Annotated in this window: 18 protein-coding genes and 1 pseudogene; 6 read left to right on the top strand and 13 right to left on the bottom strand. The window is 51.9% G+C overall.

The features are described 5' to 3' along the window. Nucleotides 1–319: 319 nt before the first annotated feature. Nucleotides 320–2,371, bottom strand: coding sequence for a S9 family peptidase (locus tag IG609_RS08825; RefSeq protein WP_193400507.1), 2,052 nt, complete (start codon nt 2,369–2,371; stop codon nt 320–322). 200 nt (nt 2,372–2,571) lie between these two features. Between IG609_RS08825 and purT the strand changes: the two genes are divergently transcribed. Next, nucleotides 2,572–3,750, top strand: coding sequence for a formate-dependent phosphoribosylglycinamide formyltransferase (gene purT, locus IG609_RS08820; RefSeq protein ID WP_193400505.1), 1,179 nt, complete (start codon nt 2,572–2,574; stop codon nt 3,748–3,750). Between the two features lie 114 nt (nt 3,751–3,864). Here the strand turns inward: purT and IG609_RS08815 are convergent, their stop codons facing one another. Both IG609_RS08815 and zwf read right to left on the bottom strand, forming a co-directional pair. Then, a complete protein-coding gene (locus IG609_RS08815; protein ID WP_039344379.1) occupies nt 3,865–4,506 on the bottom strand; it encodes a bifunctional 4-hydroxy-2-oxoglutarate aldolase/2-dehydro-3-deoxy-phosphogluconate aldolase in 642 nt (213 codons plus the stop codon). A 171-nt stretch (nt 4,507–4,677) separates the two neighbouring features. Then, complete coding sequence (zwf, locus tag IG609_RS08810; protein WP_102117835.1) at nt 4,678–6,153, bottom strand: glucose-6-phosphate dehydrogenase; 1,476 nt, start codon at nt 6,151–6,153, stop codon at nt 4,678–4,680. A 383-nt stretch (nt 6,154–6,536) separates the two neighbouring features. Here zwf and IG609_RS08805 point away from each other — a divergent pair, with 383 nt between their 5' ends. Both IG609_RS08805 and pyk read left to right on the top strand, forming a co-directional pair. Next, a complete protein-coding gene (locus IG609_RS08805; RefSeq protein ID WP_193398129.1) occupies nt 6,537–7,406 on the top strand; it encodes a MurR/RpiR family transcriptional regulator in 870 nt (289 codons plus the stop codon). 258 nt (nt 7,407–7,664) lie between these two features. Continuing rightward, nucleotides 7,665–9,107, top strand: a complete 1,443-nt coding sequence (gene pyk, locus IG609_RS08800) for a pyruvate kinase (protein ID WP_193398130.1) — start codon at nt 7,665–7,667, stop codon at nt 9,105–9,107. A gap of 151 nt (nt 9,108–9,258) precedes the next feature. On the opposite strand, the gene lpxM is transcribed toward pyk, so the two are convergent. The 3 genes from lpxM to znuA form a co-directional block, all read right to left on the bottom strand. Then, entirely contained in the window at nt 9,259–10,230 is a 972-nt protein-coding gene (gene lpxM / locus IG609_RS08795) for a lauroyl-Kdo(2)-lipid IV(A) myristoyltransferase (RefSeq protein ID WP_193398131.1), read from the bottom strand. A gap of 187 nt (nt 10,231–10,417) precedes the next feature. After that, a complete protein-coding gene (gene mepM, locus IG609_RS08790) occupies nt 10,418–11,758 on the bottom strand; it encodes a murein DD-endopeptidase MepM (RefSeq protein WP_193398132.1) in 1,341 nt (446 codons plus the stop codon). Nucleotides 11,759–11,770: 12 nt separating this feature from the next. Further along, complete coding sequence (znuA, locus tag IG609_RS08785; RefSeq protein WP_193398133.1) at nt 11,771–12,790, bottom strand: zinc ABC transporter substrate-binding protein ZnuA; 1,020 nt, start codon at nt 12,788–12,790, stop codon at nt 11,771–11,773. A gap of 76 nt (nt 12,791–12,866) precedes the next feature. Between znuA and znuC the strand changes: the two genes are divergently transcribed. Together znuC and znuB are read left to right on the top strand one after the other, a co-directional pair. Next, the gene (znuC, locus tag IG609_RS08780) at nt 12,867–13,625 is read left to right on the top strand and encodes a zinc ABC transporter ATP-binding protein ZnuC (protein ID WP_193398134.1); all 759 of its coding nucleotides are present in this window, start codon (nt 12,867–12,869) and stop codon (nt 13,623–13,625) included. Further along, nucleotides 13,622–14,407 carry a zinc ABC transporter permease subunit ZnuB gene (znuB, locus tag IG609_RS08775; RefSeq protein WP_193398135.1) on the top strand — a complete coding sequence of 262 codons (786 nt, stop codon included), beginning with the start codon at nt 13,622–13,624 and terminating at the stop codon, nt 14,405–14,407. The genes znuC and znuB overlap by 4 nt, the downstream gene beginning before the upstream one ends. Nucleotides 14,408–14,483: 76 nt before the next feature. Here znuB and IG609_RS08770 read toward each other — a convergent pair whose 3' ends face one another. Then, nucleotides 14,484–15,443, bottom strand: a complete 960-nt coding sequence (locus IG609_RS08770) for a LacI family DNA-binding transcriptional regulator (protein ID WP_193398136.1) — start codon at nt 15,441–15,443, stop codon at nt 14,484–14,486. A 177-nt stretch (nt 15,444–15,620) separates the two neighbouring features. Here IG609_RS08770 and IG609_RS08765 point away from each other — a divergent pair. Further along, nucleotides 15,621–15,860, top strand: a pseudogene (locus tag IG609_RS08765) (carbohydrate porin); the annotation flags it as partial. Nucleotides 15,861–15,936: 76 nt separating this feature from the next. On the opposite strand, the gene ruvB reads toward IG609_RS08765, so the two are convergent. From ruvB to aspS, 6 genes are all read right to left on the bottom strand, one after another. Then, nucleotides 15,937–16,947, bottom strand: a complete 1,011-nt coding sequence (gene ruvB / locus IG609_RS08760) for a Holliday junction branch migration DNA helicase RuvB (RefSeq protein WP_193400503.1) — start codon at nt 16,945–16,947, stop codon at nt 15,937–15,939. A gap of 7 nt (nt 16,948–16,954) precedes the next feature. After that, nucleotides 16,955–17,572 carry a Holliday junction branch migration protein RuvA gene (gene ruvA / locus IG609_RS08755; RefSeq protein ID WP_193400501.1) on the bottom strand — a complete coding sequence of 206 codons (618 nt, stop codon included), beginning with the start codon at nt 17,570–17,572 and terminating at the stop codon, nt 16,955–16,957. A 91-nt stretch (nt 17,573–17,663) separates the two neighbouring features. Continuing rightward, nucleotides 17,664–18,185: a crossover junction endodeoxyribonuclease RuvC gene (gene ruvC, locus IG609_RS08750; protein WP_014915152.1), complete on the bottom strand. Its 522-nt coding sequence runs from the start codon at nt 18,183–18,185 to the stop codon at nt 17,664–17,666. A 97-nt stretch (nt 18,186–18,282) separates the two neighbouring features. Then, nucleotides 18,283–19,026 (bottom strand): YebC/PmpR family DNA-binding transcriptional regulator, encoded by a 744-nt coding sequence (locus IG609_RS08745; protein WP_010275900.1) that lies wholly within the window; start codon nt 19,024–19,026, stop codon nt 18,283–18,285. Between the two features lie 23 nt (nt 19,027–19,049). Next, the gene (gene nudB / locus IG609_RS08740) at nt 19,050–19,493 is read right to left on the bottom strand and encodes a dihydroneopterin triphosphate diphosphatase (RefSeq protein ID WP_039273284.1); all 444 of its coding nucleotides are present in this window, start codon (nt 19,491–19,493) and stop codon (nt 19,050–19,052) included. A 1-nt stretch (nt 19,494) separates the two neighbouring features. Next, the gene (gene aspS / locus IG609_RS08735) at nt 19,495–21,291 is read right to left on the bottom strand and encodes an aspartate--tRNA ligase (protein WP_193400499.1); all 1,797 of its coding nucleotides are present in this window, start codon (nt 21,289–21,291) and stop codon (nt 19,495–19,497) included. Nucleotides 21,292–21,362: the final 71 nt, after the last annotated feature.

Raw genomic sequence — 21,362 nt, 5'->3', positions numbered from 1 at the left:
TTGCCGTGGCCCCCCTTTCCACGGGTTACATTCTTATACAGCAAAAATGATTTTCTGCTTGCATATCGGGCCGCACAAGCGGTTAATGGTGTAACAACCTGACCTTTTATCAAGAGAGGTAATTATGAGTAAAGGACTGGATAGCAAAAAGAACAGTAAGAAGAAGCCCCTGAAAACGGCCGCCGAAAAACGGGCCGATAAAAAGGCGAAGAAACCCCAGGCTGATATAACCTGAGATGTGATGTGTCCTAAGTAATGAGCCATGCCGATCGGGTAAACCCCAAAATGGGTTTACCCTCATAACCACAGTTGTAAGCTCTTATTCGCGCGCATCCTCAACCATTTCAAGCACCATCAGCAGAAAAGCATATTCCAATGCAATGTCATCATAGCGTTTAAAACGACCGGATTTTCCACCGTGTCCCGCATCCATATCGGTGTACAGCAGCACCAAACGATCGTTCGTTTTAACTTCCCGCAATTTCGCCACCCACTTCGCAGGTTCCCAATACTGAACCTGAGAGTCGTGTAACCCAGTAGTTACCAGCAAATGCGGATAGCGTTGCGCGGTAATGCCATCATAGGGGCTGTATTGTTTGATGTAGTCATAATAGATTTTTTCATTCGGATCGCCCCACTCGTCATACTCGCCGGTCGTCAACGGAATAGACTCATCCAGCATTGTCGTCAGCACATCAACGAATGGAACCTGAGCAACAACGCCCTTAAATAGATCGGGAGCCATGTTCACTACCGCGCCCATCAATAGTCCGCCCGCGCTGCCCCCCATAGCGAACATATTGTTCCTATCGCCATAACCTTTTTCTATCAATGCCTGAGACACATCGATGAAATCGGTGAAGGAATGCATTTTATTGAGCAGGCGACCATCGTCGTACCACTGCTGACCCAGCTCACCGCCACCGCGAATGTGCGTTAAGGCAAAGACGAATCCTCTGTCCAGCAAGCTCAGACGGCTAACGCTAAAATCAGGATCCATGCTATGGCTATAAGCACCATAGCCGTAGACCAGTATCGGGTTCTTGCCTGGGCTGAAATGATCGCGATGATAAACGAGGGAAACGGGAACGTCGAAGCCATCCCGAACCGTGATCCACAAGCGCTCGCTCCGGTAGTTTTCCGGTGAGAAATCTTTCACTTCGGCTTGTTTAAGTAACTGCTGCCCGCCTGTGTCCAGATTCAATTCATACAGCGTGCTGGGCGTTGTCATTGATGAATAGCCATACCGCATCAATGCCGTTTCTGGCGTAGGGTTGTACGATAGCCACGTCACATAGCTCGCATCATTAAAGGCGATCGCTTTTTCTTCCTGCGTCTGCCAGTGAATCTGGCGCAAGCGGGTCAAACCGCGCTCCCGTTCTTCAACCACCAGCCAGTCACGGAACAGCTCAAAACCTTCCAGTACACGGTGTTCATGTGGTGCAATCAGCGTTTCCAGCGTTTGCTCATCGGGCCTATCCGAACGGTAGAGGCCAAAATTTTTCCCTTCCCGATTGGAGCGCAGATAAAACTTATCCTGATAGTGATCGATGCCATATTCATGATCTTTTCGACGTGGAATGCCTACCTGCGGCAACGCATCCGGGCGCGTCGCGTCAAGCAACAACACCTCGCTCGTCGTCGTGCTACTGAGATAAATAGTGATGTAGTGCTCTGATGTCGTTTTACTCAGGCTAACGTAATAGGTGTCGTCTTTCTCTTCATAGACCAGCTCATCCAACGCCGGATCACTCCCCAGACGGTGGCGATAGACCTGATATGGCAACAGCGTTTGCTCATGTTTGCGCACGTAATACAGAACCGTCGAATCCGCCGACCATTCCGCCCCTGCGGTCACATTTTCGATCACATCGGGTAACCACTCGCCGCTGTTCAGATCGCGAAAACGCAGCGTGTACTGCCGACGGGATAAAAAGTCCTCCGAAAGCGCCAGCAGCGTGTTGTCAGGGCTAACCTCAAGCGTGCCGAGACTGTAAAATTCATGCCCTTCCGCACGTTGATTCCCATCCAGCAGCGTTTCCCACACGTCTGTTGCCTGCTCAGGCTGGCGCAGATAGATGGCATACTCTTTCCCTTGCTCATAGCGGCTTTGGTAGCGATAGCCTTTTCTGATATACGGCACAGACATATCCGTCGACGGAATGCGTTTAACCATTTCGTCATACAGTGCCCGCTTGCGTGCGTCATGAGGTGACATGACAGCTTCACTGTAGGCGTTTTCCTGCTTCAGATAGTCCAACACCTGCGGATCGGTACGCTGGTCATCACGCAGCCAGTAATAATTGTCGATACGCGTATCGCCATGTGTACTTAGTGCATGGGGTCTTTTTTCAGCTTGCGGTGTCTTCATGGCGTCGGATCTCGTTGTCTTGACATAAAATTTTTGCTTTGCAAGAAGAGTGGCACGATTGCCAGGCAATGCCAAGCCACGTCATTGTCTCTTGGTGCGCTTTTGCGCATCGCATTCCACTGCCTGCCCTCATTAATGCGTACGCAAACGTTTTCGTTTATACTGCGGCCATTTTTCACAACCCGATCAGGTATAAGGTTATGTTAACAATTGGAACCGCCCTGCGTGCGGATGCCACACGAGTGATGCTGCTTGGCTCCGGTGAATTAGGCAAAGAAGTGGCGATTGAGTGTCAGCGCCTGGGAATCGAAGTGATCGCGGTCGATCGCTATGCCGATGCCCCCGCCATGCAGGTTGCGCATCGCAGCCACGTCATCAATATGTTGGATGGCGATGCATTAAAAGCGTTGGTTGAAGCCGAACGTCCTGATTACATCGTGCCGGAAATCGAAGCCATCGCAACTGACATGCTGGTGGCGCTGGAAAAGCAGGGTCACCATGTTGTTCCTTGTGCCGAAGCGACGCGCCTGACGATGAATCGCGAAGGTATCCGTCGTCTGGCCGCTGAAACGCTCGGCGTTCCCACTTCCACCTACCGTTTTGCCGACAGCGAAGAGAACTTTCGCCAGGCGGTAGAGGCGATTGGTTACCCTTGTATTGTTAAGCCGGTCATGAGTTCCTCTGGCAAAGGGCAAAGCCTGATTCGCTCTGCGGAGCAATTAGATCAGGCGTGGTACTATGCCCAGCAGGGTGGACGAGCAGGTGGCGGGCGCGTCATCGTGGAAGGGCTGGTTAATTTTGATTTTGAGATCACCTTACTGACGATCCATGCGGTTGACGGCATTCATTTCTGTGCGCCAATCGGTCATCGACAGGAAGACGGTGACTATCGTGAATCCTGGCAGCCACAGCAGATGAGCGCGCTGGCGCAGGAACGCGCACAGAAGATGGCCAGCGATGTCGTGAAAGCGCTCGGCGGCTATGGCCTGTTTGGCGTGGAGCTGTTCGTCTGCGGCGATGAGGTTATTTTCAGTGAAGTCTCCCCTCGCCCGCACGATACCGGCATGGTGACGATGATTTCTCAGGATCTGTCCGAGTTTGCACTGCACGTGCGTGCTTTCCTGGGGCTGCCCATTGGCGCAGTTCGTCAGTATGGCGCATCGGCTTCCGCCGTGATTTTACCGGAACTGGCTAGCAACAACGTGCGTTATCAGGGGCTGGAAAGCGCACTGCTGCCTCATACGCAAATTCGTCTGTTTGGTAAACCGGATATCAGCGGCAAGCGCCGTATGGGGGTCGCGTTAGCCAGTGCGGAAACCACGGATGATGCCGTAGCCATCGCCAAGCGCGTTGCCGCGGGCGTAAAAGTCAGCGGCTGATACCGTTCTATTGCTGACGGGTGAAATCAGACATCACTGACGACAGATAAATTGCCCGACATAAAAAAAGGCCACTCGCAGTGAGTGGCCTTCGTCATTCAGTCACGAGCAAACTTACGCTTTTGCACCCGCAACGGCTTCACGTGCCAGTTCCGTAATACGTGCGTAATCACCGCTTTCCAGCGCGTCGTTCGGCACCAGCCAGGAGCCACCCACGCACAGCACGCTTTTCAGCGCCAGATAGTCGCGGTAATTATTCGGCGTAATACCACCGGTTGGGCAAAAACGGATCTGAGCAAACGGACCTGCGATCGCCTGAAGCGCTTTCACGCCGCCATTAGCTTCCGCTGGGAAGAATTTGAACTCACGCAGGCCGTAATCCATACCCAGCATCAGTTCAGATACGGTGCTGATACCCGGGATCAACGGGATATTGCCTTCCGTTGCGGCTTTCAGCAGCGGTTCGGTCAGACCTGGACTGATGGCAAACTGCGCACCCGCCTCAACCACCGCAGCCAGTTGCTCAGGGTTTGTTACCGTACCCGCACCCACGATAGCTTCCGGTACTTCTTTCGCAATCGCGCGAATCGCGTCGATGGCACAATCGGTACGCAATGTCAGTTCCAGAACGCGAACGCCGCCCGCGACTAACGCTTTTGCCATCGGCACTGCGTGTTCCAGTTTGTTGACCACAATCACAGGAACAACAGGACCCGTTGTCAAAATCTGTTCCGCGCTCGTTTTCCAGTTTTTCATCAAAAGTTATCTCCAGTCATGCCCGAAGGCATCATTAATTATATAGCGCGCCCCTGCCACAGGGATCTGCGTCGCCGCAGATGTCCGACCGCACCGTGAGCCATACATTAAAAACTGTGGGAGGCCGACCGTTGTCGGCCAGCCCCCCATTACTGACGTATTACCAAAAAATTACTCAAACTCATTCCAGGAACGGCCATCGCGGGTAATCATCGCCACGGATGCCACCGGCCCCCAGCTTCCTGCCTGATACGGCTTCGGTGCATCGTTGTCCATCGACCACGCATCCATGATGGAATCCACCCATTTCCAAGCTTCTTCAACTTCATCACGGCGGACGAACAGCGCCTGAATCCCACGCATGGTTTCCAGCAGCAGACGCTCGTAAGCATCCGCTAAATGCTGCTGATTAAAGGTTTCCGAGAAGCTCAGATCCAGTTTTACCGTTTGCAGGCGGTGTTTGTGCTCTAACCCTGGGATTTTGTTCAGAATCTGAATTTCCACACCTTCATCCGGCTGCAAACGAATGATCAGCTTGTTCTGCGGCAACTGCTGGTAGGAATCATGGAACAGGTTCAGCGCTGGGTTTTTAAAGTACACGACGACTTCTGAACATTTGGTCGGCAGACGTTTACCCGTACGCAGGTAGAACGGCACGCCAGACCAGCGCCAGTCGTCAATATCAACGCGAATCGAAACGAAGGTTTCCGTGCTACTGCTTTTGTTCGCGCCCTCTTCTTCCAGATAACCCGGCACTTTATGTCCCTGAACAAAACCAGCCGTGTATTGGCCGCGTACGGTCGTTTCATGCACGTTGGAGCGATCGATACGACGCAGTGAACGCAGCACTTTCACTTTTTCATCACGGATGCGGTCGGTCGTCAAATCAGACGGCGGCGACATCGCAATCATCGTCAAAATTTGTAACAGGTGGTTCTGGATCATATCGCGCATCTGGCCGGCTTTATCAAAGTAGCCCCAGCGCCCTTCAATCCCAACTTCCTCGGCTACCGTGATCTGCACATGGTCGATCGTCCGGTTGTCCCAGTTTGAGGAGAACAGCGAGTTGGCAAAACGCAGCGCCAGCAGGTTCAGAACGGTTTCTTTACCCAGATAGTGGTCGATACGGTAAACCTGACACTCGTTAAAGAATTCCGCGACCTGATCGTTAATGACGCGAGAAGACGCCAGATCGGTCCCAAGCGGTTTTTCCATTACCACACGCGCGGGCTCTTTATTCAGCCCTGCGGTTCCCAACCCTTTGCAGATCGCACCGAATGTACTCGGCGGCATAGCAAAATAGTTGATGGTAGTCCGGTTTTTCTGGTCAAGCATCTTGCCCAGTTTGTTGAACGCTTTGGTGTCTTCCACATCAAGATTGCAGAAATCCAGCCGACTGCTTAGCGTTTCCCACAACTTATCGTCGATGGCTTCTTTCATAAAGGTGTCAAGCGCTTCGCGCACGACGCGGGTATACTCCGCTTTATCCCAATCCGCACGGCCCACCCCGATAATTCTGGTGTCCGCATGGATGTGACCTGCTTTTTCCAACTGGTAAAGGGAAGGCAGCAATTTACGGCGTGCCAGATCGCCCTTAGCACCGAAAATAACCAGATCGCACGCTTGGGCTGTTGAAGTTACCGCCATGTTCATCTCCTCGTTGCAGGATGCTGTAATTTTATTACAGCGATAATGTACTCTTTTTGACTACAGCCAGTAAACCCATCATAAAAATGCCAAATAATGGTCGGCATTGACTGAAAACCATGCATAAATCGGTCTGTACAGTGGCTGAAGTCACTTATGCATTCGCCCTAAAATGAAATTTTTCGTCGTTTCTGACAGTCGATTACTTTTCTGAAAGTTAGACACATGTCATGTTCTGGCAAAAAAAGGACCCAACTTAGCCTGTTGCCCTCTGCCAACCACTACAGGGTCGTAGTATATTTTCACGACGTGCATTTTTTCACGTAATGCATGCCAGTGTACCTTTAGTTGGAATTGGAAAAAACTTACATGGCCCTTGTCGTATGAATATGCTGGAAAAAATCCAGAGTCACTTAGAACTCTTGAGCAAGTCAGAAAGAAAAGTTGCTGAAGTGATCCTGAGCACGCCACAGACAGCCATTCACTCCAGCATCGCGACCTTAGCCAAAATGGCCGATGTCAGCGAGCCAACGGTTAATCGTTTTTGTCGCCGCCTTGAAACTAAAGGTTTTCCCGATTTTAAACTACATCTGGCGCAAAGTCTGGCAAACGGTACACCGTATGTGAACCGTAACGTTGAAGAAGATGACAACGTTGATGCCTATACCAGTAAAATTTTTGAATCCGCCATGGCTGGTCTGGAGCAGGTGAAATCCAGTCTGGATGTCGCCGCTGTCAACCGCGCCGTGGATTTGCTGACACAGGCGAAGAAAATCTCTTTCTTTGGCCTGGGCGCTTCCGCTGCTGTCGCACATGATGCGATGAACAAATTTTTCCGCTTCAATATCCCCGTCGTCTATTTCGATGACATCGTTATGCAGCGTATGAGCTGTATGAATTCCAGCGACGGCGACGTCGTGGTATTGATCTCCCACACTGGCAGAACCAAAAGTCTGGTCGACATGGCGCAGTTGGCACGCGAGAACGACGCGACCGTTATCGCCATCACCTCGGATGGCACGCCGCTAGCGCGTGAGGCGTCCCTGGCCTTGCGGCTTGATGTGCCCGAAGATACCGATGTCTATATGCCGATGGTGTCCCGTATCGCTCAGTTGACATTGATCGACGTTCTGGCGACAGGGTTCACGCTGCGCCGTGGGGAAAAATTTCGTGATAACCTGAAACGGGTCAAAGAGGCCCTGCGTGAATCACGCTTTGATAAAGACGAACGATTGATTAACCCCTTCAGGTGATAGATAAGTTTATGTTGTGCTTTGTTTTTGAGTTATACCTATGAAAAATGAGCGGTATCATCACCCTGTTTCATCTTGATATGGTCAGAGACTACGGGCATGGAAAGATGGCAGGAATTACCTGTACAGTATGATAATCAGACTCAACACGATGTTCGGATAACGCAGGTGAAATAGTTTTGTTGTAAAGTGACATTTTGCACCGTTATTCGACGCTTAATCGCAACACTACAGCTTCACAAGTGAACGGAGTTATACATGTCCAGACGGCTCAGAAGAACCAAGATTGTCACCACCCTGGGGCCCGCTACCGACCGTGATAATAATCTTGAAAAGATTATCAGTGCGGGCGCTAACGTAGTACGCATGAATTTTTCTCACGGTACAGCAGAAGATCATCAATTACGTGCCAACAAAGTTCGTGAAATTGCGGCTAAATTAGGCCGCCACGTTGCCATTCTTGGCGATCTACAGGGTCCAAAGATTCGTGTTTCTACCTTCAAAGAAGGTAAAATTTTCCTGAATATCGGCGACAAATTCTTGCTGGATGCCGATTTAGCGAAAGGCGAAGGCGATAAAGAAAAAGTCGGGATCGATTACAAAGGCTTGCCAAGCGATGTGGTGCCTGGCGACATCTTGTTACTGGATGACGGCCGCGTACAGCTGAAAGTCCTTCAGGTTGAAGGTCTGAAAGTTTACACCGAGGTCACCGTTGGTGGGCCCCTGTCTAACAACAAGGGCATCAATAAACTCGGTGGTGGTCTGTCTGCCGAAGCCCTGACGGAAAAAGATAAAGCCGACATTATTACAGCCGCAAAAATTGGCGTCGACTATCTGGCTGTCTCTTTCCCGCGTACTGGTGAAGACCTCAACTACGCACGTCGCCTCGCGCGTGATGCGGGTTGTCACGCAAAGATCGTCTCAAAAGTTGAACGTGCTGAAGCCGTCTGCTCAGACGCCGCCATGGATGACATAATTCTGGCTTCCGATGTGGTGATGGTCGCGAGGGGCGATCTGGGCGTTGAAATCGGCGACCCAGAGCTGGTAGGGATTCAGAAGAAGTTGATCCGTCGCGCTCGTCAACTGAACCGCGCGGTCATTACCGCCACGCAGATGATGGAATCGATGATCACCAACCCGATGCCAACGCGTGCAGAGGTGATGGACGTCGCTAACGCCGTGTTGGATGGCACCGATGCCGTGATGCTGTCGGCAGAAACCGCTGCGGGCCAATATCCGGCTGAAACCGTCGCGGCGATGGCGAAAGTGTGTTTAGGTGCAGAGAAAATACCAAGCATCAATGTCTCCAAGCACCGTCTTGACGTACAGTTTGATAACACGGAAGAATCCGTCGCGATGTCTTCCATGTACGCCGCCAACCACCTGAAAGGGGTTACGGCGCTGATCGCCATGACGGAATCGGGTCGTACCGCCCTGATGATGTCCCGTATCAGTTCCGGTCTACCGATTTTCGCTATGTCTCGTCATGAGCACACGCTGAATCTGACCGCGCTGTACCGTGGCGTCACCCCTGTGCATTTCGACAGCTACACGGACGGCGTTGCTGCCGCCAATGATGCAGTGATCCTGCTGCGTGACAAAGGGTTCCTGATGTCTGGGGATCTGGTCATCGTCACACAGGGTGACATCATGGGAACCGTGGGCACCACCAACACGATCCGCATTCTGCGCGTGGAATAATCCTTGTCACAACCGTCCGCAACTGAGTGAGCGGACGGTTGTGATAGCGAGAGGTGTGAAAGCAAAAGTGTCATAGCAAAAAGCCGGACGATTTCTCGTCCGGCTTTTTTATCTATGCGGCCTATCAGCCCACAATTAGCTGCGGTATAAATTAGTCGCGGTATAGATCATCCCGACAGTACGGTTCAATCTCACCCGGTTTGCGAGTTTTCAGCAGCTTCAGAATCCAGGTGTACTGCTCAAGGTTCGGTTTGACCAAAATTTCCACTTCTTCATTCATGCGACGCGCAATGTATGCATCATCCGCATCTGCCAAATCGTCCATCGGTGGGCGAATAAACACATCCAGACAACCGTCTTTAGCGTTATACACTGGGAACAGCGGCACGATATCCGCACGACACACTTTCATCAACCGACCGACGGCAGGCAGCGTTGCCTTATAGGTCGCGAAAAAGTCAACGAATTCGCTATGCTCAGCGCCGTGATCCTGATCGGGCAGGTAATAACCCCAGCACCCAGAGCGTACGGAGCTGATAAACGGCTTAATACCATCGTTGCGAGCATGAATGCGGCCACCAAAACGACGGCGTAACCGATTCCACCAGTAGTCCACCAGTGCATTCTTCTGGTTGTGGAACATGGCAGCCATACGCTGACCGCGCGAGGTCAGCAGCATCGCGGGAATATCAACCCCCCAACCGTGCGGAACCAGAAAAATCACGTTCTTCTTTTGTTCCTTAATACGATCCAGAATGTCTTCGCCATGCCAGCGAACATATTTCTCGATTTTCTTCGGGTTCCGAATTCCCACTTCCACCATCATAATCATCGACTGAGGGGCTGTCGCAAACATGTCATCGATGATAGCTTCGCGCTGTGCTTCCGTTAATTCCGGCATGCAATACAGCAGATTAATGCGGGCACGGCGGCGTGCGCCTTTTGATATTCTCCCGACAAAACGCCCTAACCCACCCAGCACAGGATTTCTTAATCGCGCAGGAACATAGGCAGCAAGCGCCATCACACCAACACCTAACCAAACCCCCCAATAACGCGGATGAAAAAAGGCGCGTTGAAACTGGGGAACAAATTCAGCGTTCGATTTTTTTTCTTTTTCCATGCCTAAACTCTTCAGATCAATCAATAAACATAATCATCATTGCCGCTCGGCGTTTAGCAACACCGACGACAGTTACGTAAAAACACGTTTGCTCGATAATAAAAAAATAGGAACCTGTGTTCTATCAAATGTTCTATAAATGAAAATGCCGGCAGCAAGCCACCGGCATAACATGCAATCAGTAGAATTAATCAAACTTAAGCTGCGGTACTACTTCCTTCACCTGCGCCAGATAATCGCGGCGCTCTTTACCCGCCAGCCCTTCAGAACGCGGCAGTTTAGCCGTTAACGGATTTACCGCCTGCTGGTTGATCCAGAATTCGTAGTGCAGATGCGGGCCAGTGGAACGACCGGTGTTACCAGACAACCCGATGCGATCGCCACGCTTCACTTTCTGGCCAGATTTTACCAATATACGATTCAAATGCATAAAGTGAGTCGTATACTGACGACCATGACGGATGACAACATAGTTACCGGCTGCGCCACTGCGTTTCGCAATCACAACTTCACCGTCACCAACGGCCAGAACCGGTGTACCGACTGGCATAGCAAAATCGACACCTTTATGCGGTGCAACACGCCCTGTCACTGGGTTTAAACGGCGCGGATTAAAGTTAGAGGAAACACGGAATTGTTTCATGGTCGGGAAACGCATAAAGCCACGCGTCAAACCGGAACCTTCACGATCGTAGAATTTACCGTCTTCTGCACGAATCGCGTAATAATCTTTGCCACCAGTATTCAGACGGACGCCGATCAGCTCACTCTGTTCACTTTTACCATCGAGTATTTCGCGTGACATCAAGACAGAGAAGGTATCGTCTTTGCGTAATTTACGGAAATCCAGTTGCCATTGCAGCGCTTTGATCACGTCCCGCACTTCTGTGCTGGTCAAACCGGCATTTTTTGCACTGCTAACAAAGCTACCACCGACACGGCCATTCAGGACGCTATTGCGCCATTCGCCTTTCAGCGTCTCAATACGCTCTTTAAAATCGTTACCCGCGCGCTCATAAATGCGTGTTTCACGGCGGGACATCTGCCAAGTCAAACTTTGCAGGTCGCCGTTTTCTGCTAAAGCCCATGAAATTTGCTGACCGACTTTCAGGTTCCGCAAATCTTTATTCTGCTCTGCAAGCTGGGTGATATCTGCAATATCAATACCGTACTGCGTCAAAATGCTGCTTAAGGTATCTCCCGTAGAGACCACGTACTCATGTACGTCACCTTCATCGGCACCCTTATCATCCAGCTCATCTTGTGGAATATCATCATCCGGCGAGGGTTGGTCTATCGGTTCACTGGCTTCAGGTGTCAACGTACGTAGCTGGCTGGTTTCCAGATCGACATCTTTCACAATAACAGGAGCATCATCGACAACAGGAGCATCATCGACGTGGGGATAAACAAAAGGCCGCCAAACGGCAACGGCCAATGTCACAACGGTAAGCGACCCCAGCATGACACGATGGGGCCGAGGTAAGCTGTTATACGCCAGAGCGATAGTTCGGACTATCTGCTGCACTTATTCGTATCCTCATGATTTTTCCTCCAGGCAGCTCACATACTGGTTTGATAGCTGCAACAAGAAATCGGCATAGCTATCTCTACCCAGTGCAATATTGCTTCCCAATGGATCGAGCACACTCGAGCGCACGTCGGTTCCTTTGGCAACAGCATTAATAACGGCTGGCCTGAATTGTGGTTCAGCAAAAACGCATACGGCTCTGTGCTCAACCAACTGTGTTCGTATTTGGTGTAAACGCTGTGCTCCGGGTTGGATTTCGGGGTTAATCGTGAAGTAACCCAACGGGCTTAACCCGTAATGTTTCTCAAAATAACCATAGGCATCATGGAACACGAAATACCCTTTACCCCGCACAGGCGCTAGCATCTTAACAATTTTTTCATCTGCCTGCCCGATTTTATCCGTGAAATAAAGCAGATTCGCGTCTAGTTTGTCCTTATTCTGAGGCATAAGTTCCAATAATTTTGCATGAATGGCCATAGCCGCCTGTTTTGTCATCTCCGGCGACAGCCAAATGTGCATATTGTACTCACCATGATGGTGGCCATCGTCGCCGTGATCATGGGCGGCATGGCTATGATCGTGGCCTTTTTCATGGTCATCATGCATCTGTTCATGGTCATCTTCATGATCGTGTCCAGCCTCTTTTTCCAGCTCAGATTTAATCGCGGGGAGCGCGGAAAGTGCGATTTGCTTTTCAGGTGAGACTTTCGCTAAGGGCTTTCCGAGAAAGACTTCCATTTCCGGCCCAACCCAAATCACCAGTTCTGCGGACTGTAAACGCTGGACATCAGACGGGCGCAAGGCATAATCGTGGGGTGACGCGCCATCAGGTAACAAAACCTCCGTTGGCGTCACGCCATCGGCAATAGCCGAGGCAATGAATCCCAAAGGACGAATTGACGTAATGACCGCAGCGGATGCCGCGCTGATTGACATCCCGCTTGCGAGTAGCGCGCTGGCAACAAACACACTTTTTAACCATTTTTTTTGTTGAGTAGATTTTTTTTGTTGAATAGATTGCTGCATGAAAGTCGATCCCATCGATTTTTATGGTGTTATTTGTTATATTATAACGTCACATGAGTTATGCAAACCGAATTCTATGTCCACATTGGTATCACTTAATAATATTTCAGTTACATTTGGCAGCCGCAAGATTCTGTCAGATATCTCTCTTACCTTGCAGGCAGATCGAATTCTGACGCTGCTCGGGCCGAATGGCGCAGGGAAATCGACGCTGGTGCGCGTGGTATTAGGTCTACTGTCGCCCACCTCCGGTTCGCTGGTACGGGATCCCGCGCTGCGTATCGGCTACGTTCCGCAGAAGCTGCATCTGGATACCACCCTGCCCTTGACCGTCAGCCGTTTTATGCAACTGCGCCCCAGCGTGAAAAAGCAGGATATTTTACCGGCGCTCAAGCGGGTTCAGGCTGCACATCTGCTGGAACAGCCGATGCAGAAACTTTCCGGTGGCGAAACCCAACGCGTCCTGCTGGCTCGTGCACTGCTCAATCAGCCCCAACTGCTGGTACTCGATGAGCCGACGCAGGGGGTAGACGTCAATGGGCAACTGGCGCTGTACGATCTCATTAACCAATTGCGGCAAGAATTCCACTGCGGCGTGCTAATGGTGTCGCACGATCTGCATTTGGTGATGGCGAAAACCGATGAAGTTCTCTGCCTTAATCAACATGTTTGCTGCTCCGGCACACCTGAAGTGGTTTCACTTCATCCTGAGTTTTTAGCAATGTTCGGCCACCGCGGCGCGGAGCAATTGGCAATTTATCGCCATCATCATAATCATCGTCACGATCTACAGGGACGTATCATTCTGAAAAGACAAGGTGGAAACGACGCATGATAGAACTGCTGTTTCCCGGTTGGCTGGCGGGGATGTTGCTGGCGATTGCGGCTGGCCCGCTCGGCTCATTTGTCGTCTGGCGACGGATGTCTTACTTCGGCGACACGCTGGCGCACGCGTCTTTACTCGGCGTCGCCTTCGGCCTGCTGCTGAACATCAACCTGTTTGCTGCCGTTATTGCCGTGACGCTCATTCTGGCGTTGGGGCTTGTCTGGCTGGAGCGACGCCCCTATCTGGCTATCGATACGTTACTCGGCATCATGGCGCACAGCGCGCTGTCGCTTGGATTGGTGGTCGTCAGCCTGATGAATAACGTGCGCGTGGACTTGATGGCTTATCTGTTTGGCGATTTGCTCTCTGTCACAACAGAGGATCTGTGGGTGATCGCCGCGGGTGTCATCGTTGTGGTGGCCATTATGTGCTGGCAATGGCGCGCACTCCTTTCTATGACGATCAGCCCAGAGCTGGCGCACGTGGATGGCGTGAAGCTACAGCGCACCAAGCTGCTCTTGATGCTGACCACCGCGTTAACGATTGGTATCGCCATGAAATTTGTGGGTGCGCTGATCATTACGTCATTGCTGATTATTCCTGCGGCAAGCGCCAGACGCTTCGCACGGACGCCGGAACAAATGGCAAGCATCGCGATTATTGTAGGAATGATTGCCGTAACGGGCGGTTTGGCATTTTCAGCTGGCTACAATACGCCCGCGGGGCCGTCTGTGGTGCTGTGCGCATCGCTGCTGTTTATTGTCAGTCTGATTAAGCGACAACCCGCCTAGAGAATCAATAACAAAAAGCCCTTCCGAATACGTGATTCAGAAGGGCTTTATATTTTGAAGACTGTACGAACAGCGTTTATTGCCGGTTAGCCATATCTGGAATGATTAAATCACCCCGCAAAACATACGATCCCAGCACATCCTGTGTTTTCTCATTGAGCCAGGACACGATTCTGGCCGCCACCGCATCCATCGAATATTCAATGGCCGGTATCGCCGGAATGCCCGGAATATCGAGAGACCCCGCCAGGCTGAATACCATGATGTCTTTTGGCACGGATTTGTTAAACGCCTGAAGCTGCGTAATAACCCGTTTGGCTTCCAGTTCATCCGCCACCAGAAGCGCATTGAAATTCAGCGTCGTACTGTTATTAAGCAACACTTGCAGTGCCACCGACGACGATGAAGATGCATCCATAAAGATCAGGTTACGGTTGAACGGTAGGAAGTTATTTTCCAGCGCCCGCTTATACCCTAAAAGCACCTGATCCGCTGAGCTGCTGGCGGCGGGATTGATCAGCGCAATTTGCCGTCTTCCTTGTCGAATCAGGTAATTACACGCAGTTTCTGTGGCGAAAGCGTGATCGAATTGCAGGCTATTCGTGGTATCCGTTTCCATGCAATCGATCAAAATGATGTTCTTATCGGCCAGATTCAGCGGAAAACGCGCGCCAATGATTAAAATGTCATCACACAGGCCGCTGGTCAGCTCATCAAGCACGTTCATCACTTCAGTCCTGCTGCTGGCAAAGCGCAGCAAGAGATGCTTTTGATGTCGGCTAAAGTGTTTTTCCAGCGCATAAAGGTAGCCGGTCGTCTGGTTGATGTTGTCCTGAGCACAAATGACGCCAATACATCCGGTTGATTGACTTAACAGAGATTGGGCGATGACATTCGGCCGATATTTAAGCTCATCAACCGCTTTTAACACTGCAAGGCGGCTAGCTTCCTTTACGCCGCGTGAACCACTCAACACCCGAGAGACTGTGGCTTTGGACACCCCAGCTAAACGCGATACATCGTTGATTGTAGACATCATTTTCCTCTGGAAAACGCTAAATCCGACTCAAAACTCTGAACACCAACCGCGCATTGCGCTACTTCGCAGTATAACCGTTTCTATCCAGCATGGAAAACGATTTCCATATGATATCCAATCATGATCGCTATCCGCGATGGCTTTACCGCCGATACCACTGTCGGATTCGCCCGTACCTGGCTTGAAGCGGGCTACCAGCATGTAGATTACGGTCAGGGAGGTGATAACAAAGGGTGGAAACTGACGCTTTCCCAGAATGTCTCGATCGCCATGGGGCCGGAGTTCAGACCGATGCTGCGCTTCTATGTCACCGACGGTGAAGTGGATAACAAGCACACCGCGCGGACAACGACCAGCGTCAACACGCAGCTTGATTCGTTCAACGTTGGGGCAATGTGGGAAGCCTGGTTCTAATTACATAAACGTAGGGAGACCGCGTGGTCTCCCTGAATAGGGAAAGCATTTTTTAGGCGATACGCTTTTTCACCCGTTAACCTAAATCTTCACGCGTTAGGCCAAAATGTCGATAGGCATGCTGCGTCGCCATGCGACCGCGCGGCGTACGCTGAATGAACCCTTGCTGAATCAGAAACGGCTCCAGCACGTCTTCAATCGTTTCTCGCTCTTCACCAATCGCTGCCGCTAAATTGTCCAAACCAACGGGGCCACCCATGAATTTATCGATGATCGCCAACAGCAGCTTACGATCCATGTAGTCAAAGCCTTCGGTATCTACCGCCAGCATATCCAGTGCCTGTGTCGCTACATCACCGGTAATCGCCCCTTCTGACTTAACTTCGGAGAAATCACGCACCCGTCGCAATAATCGGTTAGCAATACGCGGCGTCCCCCGCGCGCGCCGCGCCACTTCAAGCGCCCCCTCAGATGTCAGATCCAGCCCTAAACACTGTGCGCTGCGACCCACGATATACTGTAAATCCGCCACATTATAAAATTCCAGACGCTGCACAATACCAAAGCGATCACGCAGCGGCGAGGTTAACGACCCCGCACGCGTCGTTGCGCCAATCAATGTGAAAGGAGGAAGATCGAGTTTGATTGAGCGGGCAGCAGGCCCTTCACCGATCATGATATCCAACTGATAATCTTCCATCGCCGGATACAGCACTTCTTCCACCACAGGTGACAGGCGATGGATTTCATCGATGAACAGCACATCATGCGGTTCGAGATTGGTCAACAGTGCGGCAAGGTCACCTGCTTTTTCCAGCACCGGGCCCGACGTCGTGCGCATATTCACGCCCATCTCGTTAGCAACAATATTCGCCAGCGTCGTTTTACCCAGACCAGGAGGACCAAAAATGAGCAGATGGTCCAGCGCATCCCCGCGCTTACGGGCCGCCTGGATGAAAATTTCCATCTGCTCACGCACCTGCGGCTGCCCTACATATTCGGTCAGCAGCTTAGGTCGCATCGCGCGGTCGAGAAATTCTTCTTCAGGAACGGCGTCAGCGGAAATCAAACGATCAGCTTCTATCATGAATACCTCACAGCGCCGCGCGCAGTGCATCCCTAATCAGGGTTTCACAGTCAGCATCGGGACGCGAAATCTTGGAAATCATGCGGCTGGCTTCCTGTGGTTTATAGCCCAGCGCAACCAGTGCAGCGGCGGCTTCCGCCTCAGGCTCGCCGACTCGGCTGTCTGCGGCAGCGGGTGAGGCCAGCGGAATATCGCTGACTGGATTAAATAGATCGCCACTCAAGCCTTTGAAGCGATCTTTCATTTCAACAACCAATCTTTCCGCCGTTTTCTTACCGACGCCCGGCAGTTTAATCAATGCACCGATTTCTTCACGCTCAACAGCGCTGACAAACTGCGTCGCGGACATCCCGGAGAGGATCGCCAGCGCCAGCTTCGGCCCGACGCCATTCACTTTAATCAGCTCACGGAACAGCGCTCTCTCCTGCTTATCATTAAAACCGAACAGCAGCTGTGCATCTTCGCGGACAACAAAATGGGTAAAGATGATCGCTTCCTGATTGAGTTCAGGGAGTTCGTAAAAGCACGTCATCGGCATATGGACTTCGTAACCCACGCCGTTAGCTTCTATCAGCACCTGCGGCGGCTGTTTTTCCAGAATAATGCCTCTGAGACGACCTATCACGTTGCGCTTCCTTTTACGTAGGGAAAGAATGGCTTGAAGTATGACGAGTATATAACATAAAAAAGGCTGGATGAATATCCAGCCTCCTGTTTCAGCGCAGTCTTCCTGCCAGCGGGTTCACTTTCACCGCCGCGGTTCGCAGCAGGCTCTGGCTAAAGTGGCAGTGAGTAATGGCAATCGCCAGCGCGTCGGCGGCATCCGCCTGCGGACTGGCCGACAGTTTCAGCAGTGAGCGAACCATATGCTGCACCTGCTTTTTATCCGCCGCGCCCGTTCCGACCACGGTTTGTTTCACCAACCGCGCCGCGTATTCAAACACGGGCAGATCCTGATTCACGCCCGCGACGATAGCCACACCGCGCGCCTGTCCCAGCTTCAAGGCTGAATCTGGGTTTTTCGCCATGAAGACCTGCTCAATCGCCATACAGTCTGGACGAAATTGCGTAATGATTTCACTGACGCCAGCGTAAATCAGCTTCAATCGCGTGGGCATATCGTCCACCACGGTGCGGATACAGCCGCTGCCGAGATACGTCAGATGACGACCCTGCTGGCGGATAATGCCATAACCCGTCACGCGCGAACCGGGGTCAATGCCTACTATTATTGTCATAGTGCTATGATTGCCATGGTGCTACGACTGTCATCGTGCCGCTCCGCCGATTCGCCCGTGTAGATAGCTGTTGCTACGTTGCATTACCGACCTGCCATTACAGCAGTTCAGCCACCTCATCGGAGATCTCACCGTTGTGGTAAACCTCCTGCACATCGTCGCAGTCTTCCAGCATGTCGATCAGACGCATCAGCTTCGGTGCCGTTTCTGCATCCATATCCGCCTTGGTAGACGGAATCATCGACACTTCAGCCGACTCCGCTTTCAGGCCAGCTGCATCTAACGCGTCCTTCACATCACCGAACGTTTCCCACGGCGTGAAGACGTCAATAGCACCGTCGTCGTATGTCACGACATCATCGGCACCGGCTTCCAACGCCGCATCCATCACCGCATCTTCATCCAGACCCGGCGCGTAAGAAATAACGCCCTTTTTGGTGAAGAGGTACGAAACGGAGCCATCGGTACCCAGATTGCCGCCGGTTTTCGTAAACGCGTGACGCACTTCGGAAACGGTACGGTTACGGTTGTCACTCAGGCATTCCACCATGACGGCCGTGCCGCCCGGGCCGTAGCCTTCATAAATGATGGTTTCCATGTTGGCATCATCGTCACCGCCGACGCCACGGGCAATCGCGCGGTTCAGCGTATCGCGCGTCATGTTGTTGGACAGAGCTTTATCGATCGCGGCGCGCAGACGTGGGTTAGAACCCGGATCGCCACCGCCCAGACGGGCTGCGGTAACCAGTTCGCGGATAATCTTGGTAAAGATTTTACCGCGTTTGGCGTCCTGTGCTGCTTTACGATGCTTTGTGTTAGCCCACTTACTATGACCTGCCATAAAAATCTCCGAAAAAAGCCTGTTCAGGCCGGATAAATAACAAATTCCTCAATCGCCTGCCGGTTGCTCCAGGACTTGGTCAACTGTGCCGCGTGGGGCACATCCAGCCACTGGTAAGCAAGATGCTCGGATAATTGCACCTCGCGCTCAGCAGGTAACGCCAGACAAAACCAGTGTTCGGTATTGTGCGTAACCCCCGGCGCATAGCGACGTCTCAAATGAGCAAATAGCTCAAACTCAATACAGCGCTGACAGTCAAAGAGTGATAACGCTTCCGCGGATATATCGATGTTAACTTCTTCTTTGACTTCACGCTGTGCGGCATACGACGCGCTTTCCCCTTCTTCTATGCTGCCTGTTACCGACTGCCAGAATTCAGGATCGTCACGCCGCTGCAACATCAGCACCCGCCCGGTGTCACGAGCATAAATCACCACCAGAACCGAAACGGGTCGCTTGTATACCATCTTATTCGTTCTCGGATTTTCCATCCTGAGCCGCTTTCCCTTTCACAACAACCGCAATGGCAAGCTCTTCCAGCGAAGCCGGGTTGGCGAAGCTCGGCGCTTCCGTCATCAGACACGCTGCTGCCGTCGTTTTCGGGAAGGCGATAACGTCACGAATGTTATCGGTACCCGTCAGCAACATCACCAGACGGTCAAGGCCAAACGCCAGACCCGCGTGCGGCGGTGTACCATATTTCAACGCGTCCAGCAGGAAGCCAAACTTCTCACGCTGCTCTTGTTCGGTAATGCCCAAAATGCTGAACACGGTTTGTTGCATCTCACCACTGTGAATACGCACGGAACCGCCGCCCACTTCATAACCGTTAATGACCATGTCATACGCGTTGGCGATTGCCGAAACTGGGTTGGCAGCCAGTTCAGAAGGCAGCATGTCACGCGGTGCGGTAAACGGATGGTGCATCGCAGCAAGACCGCCTTCGCCATCTTCTTCAAACATTGGGAAATCGACAACCCACAGCGGTTCCCAGCTATTGTCTTTCGTCAGGTTCAGATCGCGACCCAGCTTGAGACGCAGCGCCCCCAGCGCATCGGTCACCACTTTCGCGCTGTCCGCACCAAAGAACAGGATGTCGCCATCTTGTGCCGCAGTACGATCCAACACGGCAGACAGAACGTCTTCACTCAGGAATTTGGCTACCGGGCTTTGAACGCCTTCCAGGCCCTTGGCACGCTCGTTGACCTTGATGTAAGCCAGACCTTTCGCGCCGTAGATTTCAATAAACTTGCCGTATTCATCAATCTGCTTACGGCTCAGCTGTGCGCCGCCCGGTACGCGGATAGCGGCAACGCGGCCTTTAGCATCGTTTGCCGGGCCGGAGAAGACTTTGAATTCAATGTCTTTAACCAGATCGGCAACGTCGACCAGTTCCAGCGGGTTACGCAAATCTGGCTTGTCGGAGCCGAAACGGCACATGGCTTCTGCGAACGTCATGATCGGGAAATCGCCCAGATCGACGCCTTTCACGTCCTGCCACAGTTCACGCACCAGCTTCTCCATCACTTCACGCACCTGTGGCGCGGTCATGAAAGAGGTTTCCACATCGATCTGGGTAAATTCAGGCTGTCTGTCGGCACGCAGGTCTTCGTCACGGAAGCATTTGACGATCTGATAGTAGCGGTCAAAGCCGGACATCATCAGCAGCTGCTTGAACAGCTGTGGGGACTGCGGCAGCGCATAAAATTTGCCTTTATGTACGCGGCTTGGCACCAGATAGTCACGCGCGCCTTCCGGCGTCGCTTTGGTCAACATCGGGGTTTCGATGTCCAGGAAGCCGTGGTCGTCCATAAAACGACGCACAAAACTGGTGATACGGGCACGCGTTTTCAGGCGCTGCGCCATTTCAGGACGGCGCAAATCCAGATAGCGGAATTTGAGACGCGCTTCTTCAGTATTGGTTTGGTTGGAGTCCAACGGCAGCGCTTCAGAACGGTTAACGATCGTCAGTGCGTTGGCAAAAATCTCGACTTCACCCGTCGCCATATCTTTGTTGATTTGACTTTCTGGACGGGCACGTACGACACCGGTAAGTTGGATGCAGAACTCGTTACGCAACTCGGATGCCAGTTTAAATGCGTCCTGACGATCCGGGTCAAAAAACACCTGAACCAGCCCTTCGCGGTCACGCATATCAATAAAAATCAAACCACCCAGATCGCGGCGGCGGTTAACCCAACCGCACAATGTCACTTCCTGGCCCACATGGGACGAATTCAACTGCCCGCAATAATTAGTACGCATCACGATGTCCTTTTACTCATCCGCCAGCTCACACGTTTTCACGGTAGATCACTTTTCACGGTAAATCACAG

This window comes from Pectobacterium quasiaquaticum, assembly GCF_014946775.2.
Taxonomy (GTDB): domain Bacteria; phylum Pseudomonadota; class Gammaproteobacteria; order Enterobacterales; family Enterobacteriaceae; genus Pectobacterium; species Pectobacterium aquaticum.
The sequence above is the reverse complement of the archived record's forward strand: the minus strand, read 5'-3'. Positions and strand labels throughout refer to the sequence as shown.

Coding starts and splice junctions, on each gene's coding strand:
- ruvC (WP_014915152.1), bottom strand. CDS start 18,185: ATGACAATAATAGTAGGCATTGACCCCGGTTCGCGCGTGACGGGTTAT.
- zwf (WP_102117835.1), bottom strand. CDS start 6,153: ATGGCGGTAACTTCAACAGCCCAAGCGTGCGATCTGGTTATTTTCGGT.
- purT (WP_193400505.1), top strand. CDS start 2,572: ATGTTAACAATTGGAACCGCCCTGCGTGCGGATGCCACACGAGTGATG.
- IG609_RS08770 (WP_193398136.1), bottom strand. CDS start 15,443: ATGTCTACAATCAACGATGTATCGCGTTTAGCTGGGGTGTCCAAAGCC.
- aspS (WP_193400499.1), bottom strand. CDS start 21,291: ATGCGTACTAATTATTGCGGGCAGTTGAATTCGTCCCATGTGGGCCAG.
- znuC (WP_193398134.1), top strand. CDS start 12,867: ATGTCCACATTGGTATCACTTAATAATATTTCAGTTACATTTGGCAGC.
- IG609_RS08805 (WP_193398129.1), top strand. CDS start 6,537: ATGAATATGCTGGAAAAAATCCAGAGTCACTTAGAACTCTTGAGCAAG.
- IG609_RS08825 (WP_193400507.1), bottom strand. CDS start 2,371: ATGAAGACACCGCAAGCTGAAAAAAGACCCCATGCACTAAGTACACAT.
- znuB (WP_193398135.1), top strand. CDS start 13,622: ATGATAGAACTGCTGTTTCCCGGTTGGCTGGCGGGGATGTTGCTGGCG.
- lpxM (WP_193398131.1), bottom strand. CDS start 10,230: ATGGAAAAAGAAAAAAAATCGAACGCTGAATTTGTTCCCCAGTTTCAA.
- pyk (WP_193398130.1), top strand. CDS start 7,665: ATGTCCAGACGGCTCAGAAGAACCAAGATTGTCACCACCCTGGGGCCC.
- ruvB (WP_193400503.1), bottom strand. CDS start 16,947: ATGATAGAAGCTGATCGTTTGATTTCCGCTGACGCCGTTCCTGAAGAA.
- IG609_RS08815 (WP_039344379.1), bottom strand. CDS start 4,506: ATGAAAAACTGGAAAACGAGCGCGGAACAGATTTTGACAACGGGTCCT.
- znuA (WP_193398133.1), bottom strand. CDS start 12,790: ATGCAGCAATCTATTCAACAAAAAAAATCTACTCAACAAAAAAAATGG.
- IG609_RS08745 (WP_010275900.1), bottom strand. CDS start 19,026: ATGGCAGGTCATAGTAAGTGGGCTAACACAAAGCATCGTAAAGCAGCA.
- nudB (WP_039273284.1), bottom strand. CDS start 19,493: ATGGTATACAAGCGACCCGTTTCGGTTCTGGTGGTGATTTATGCTCGT.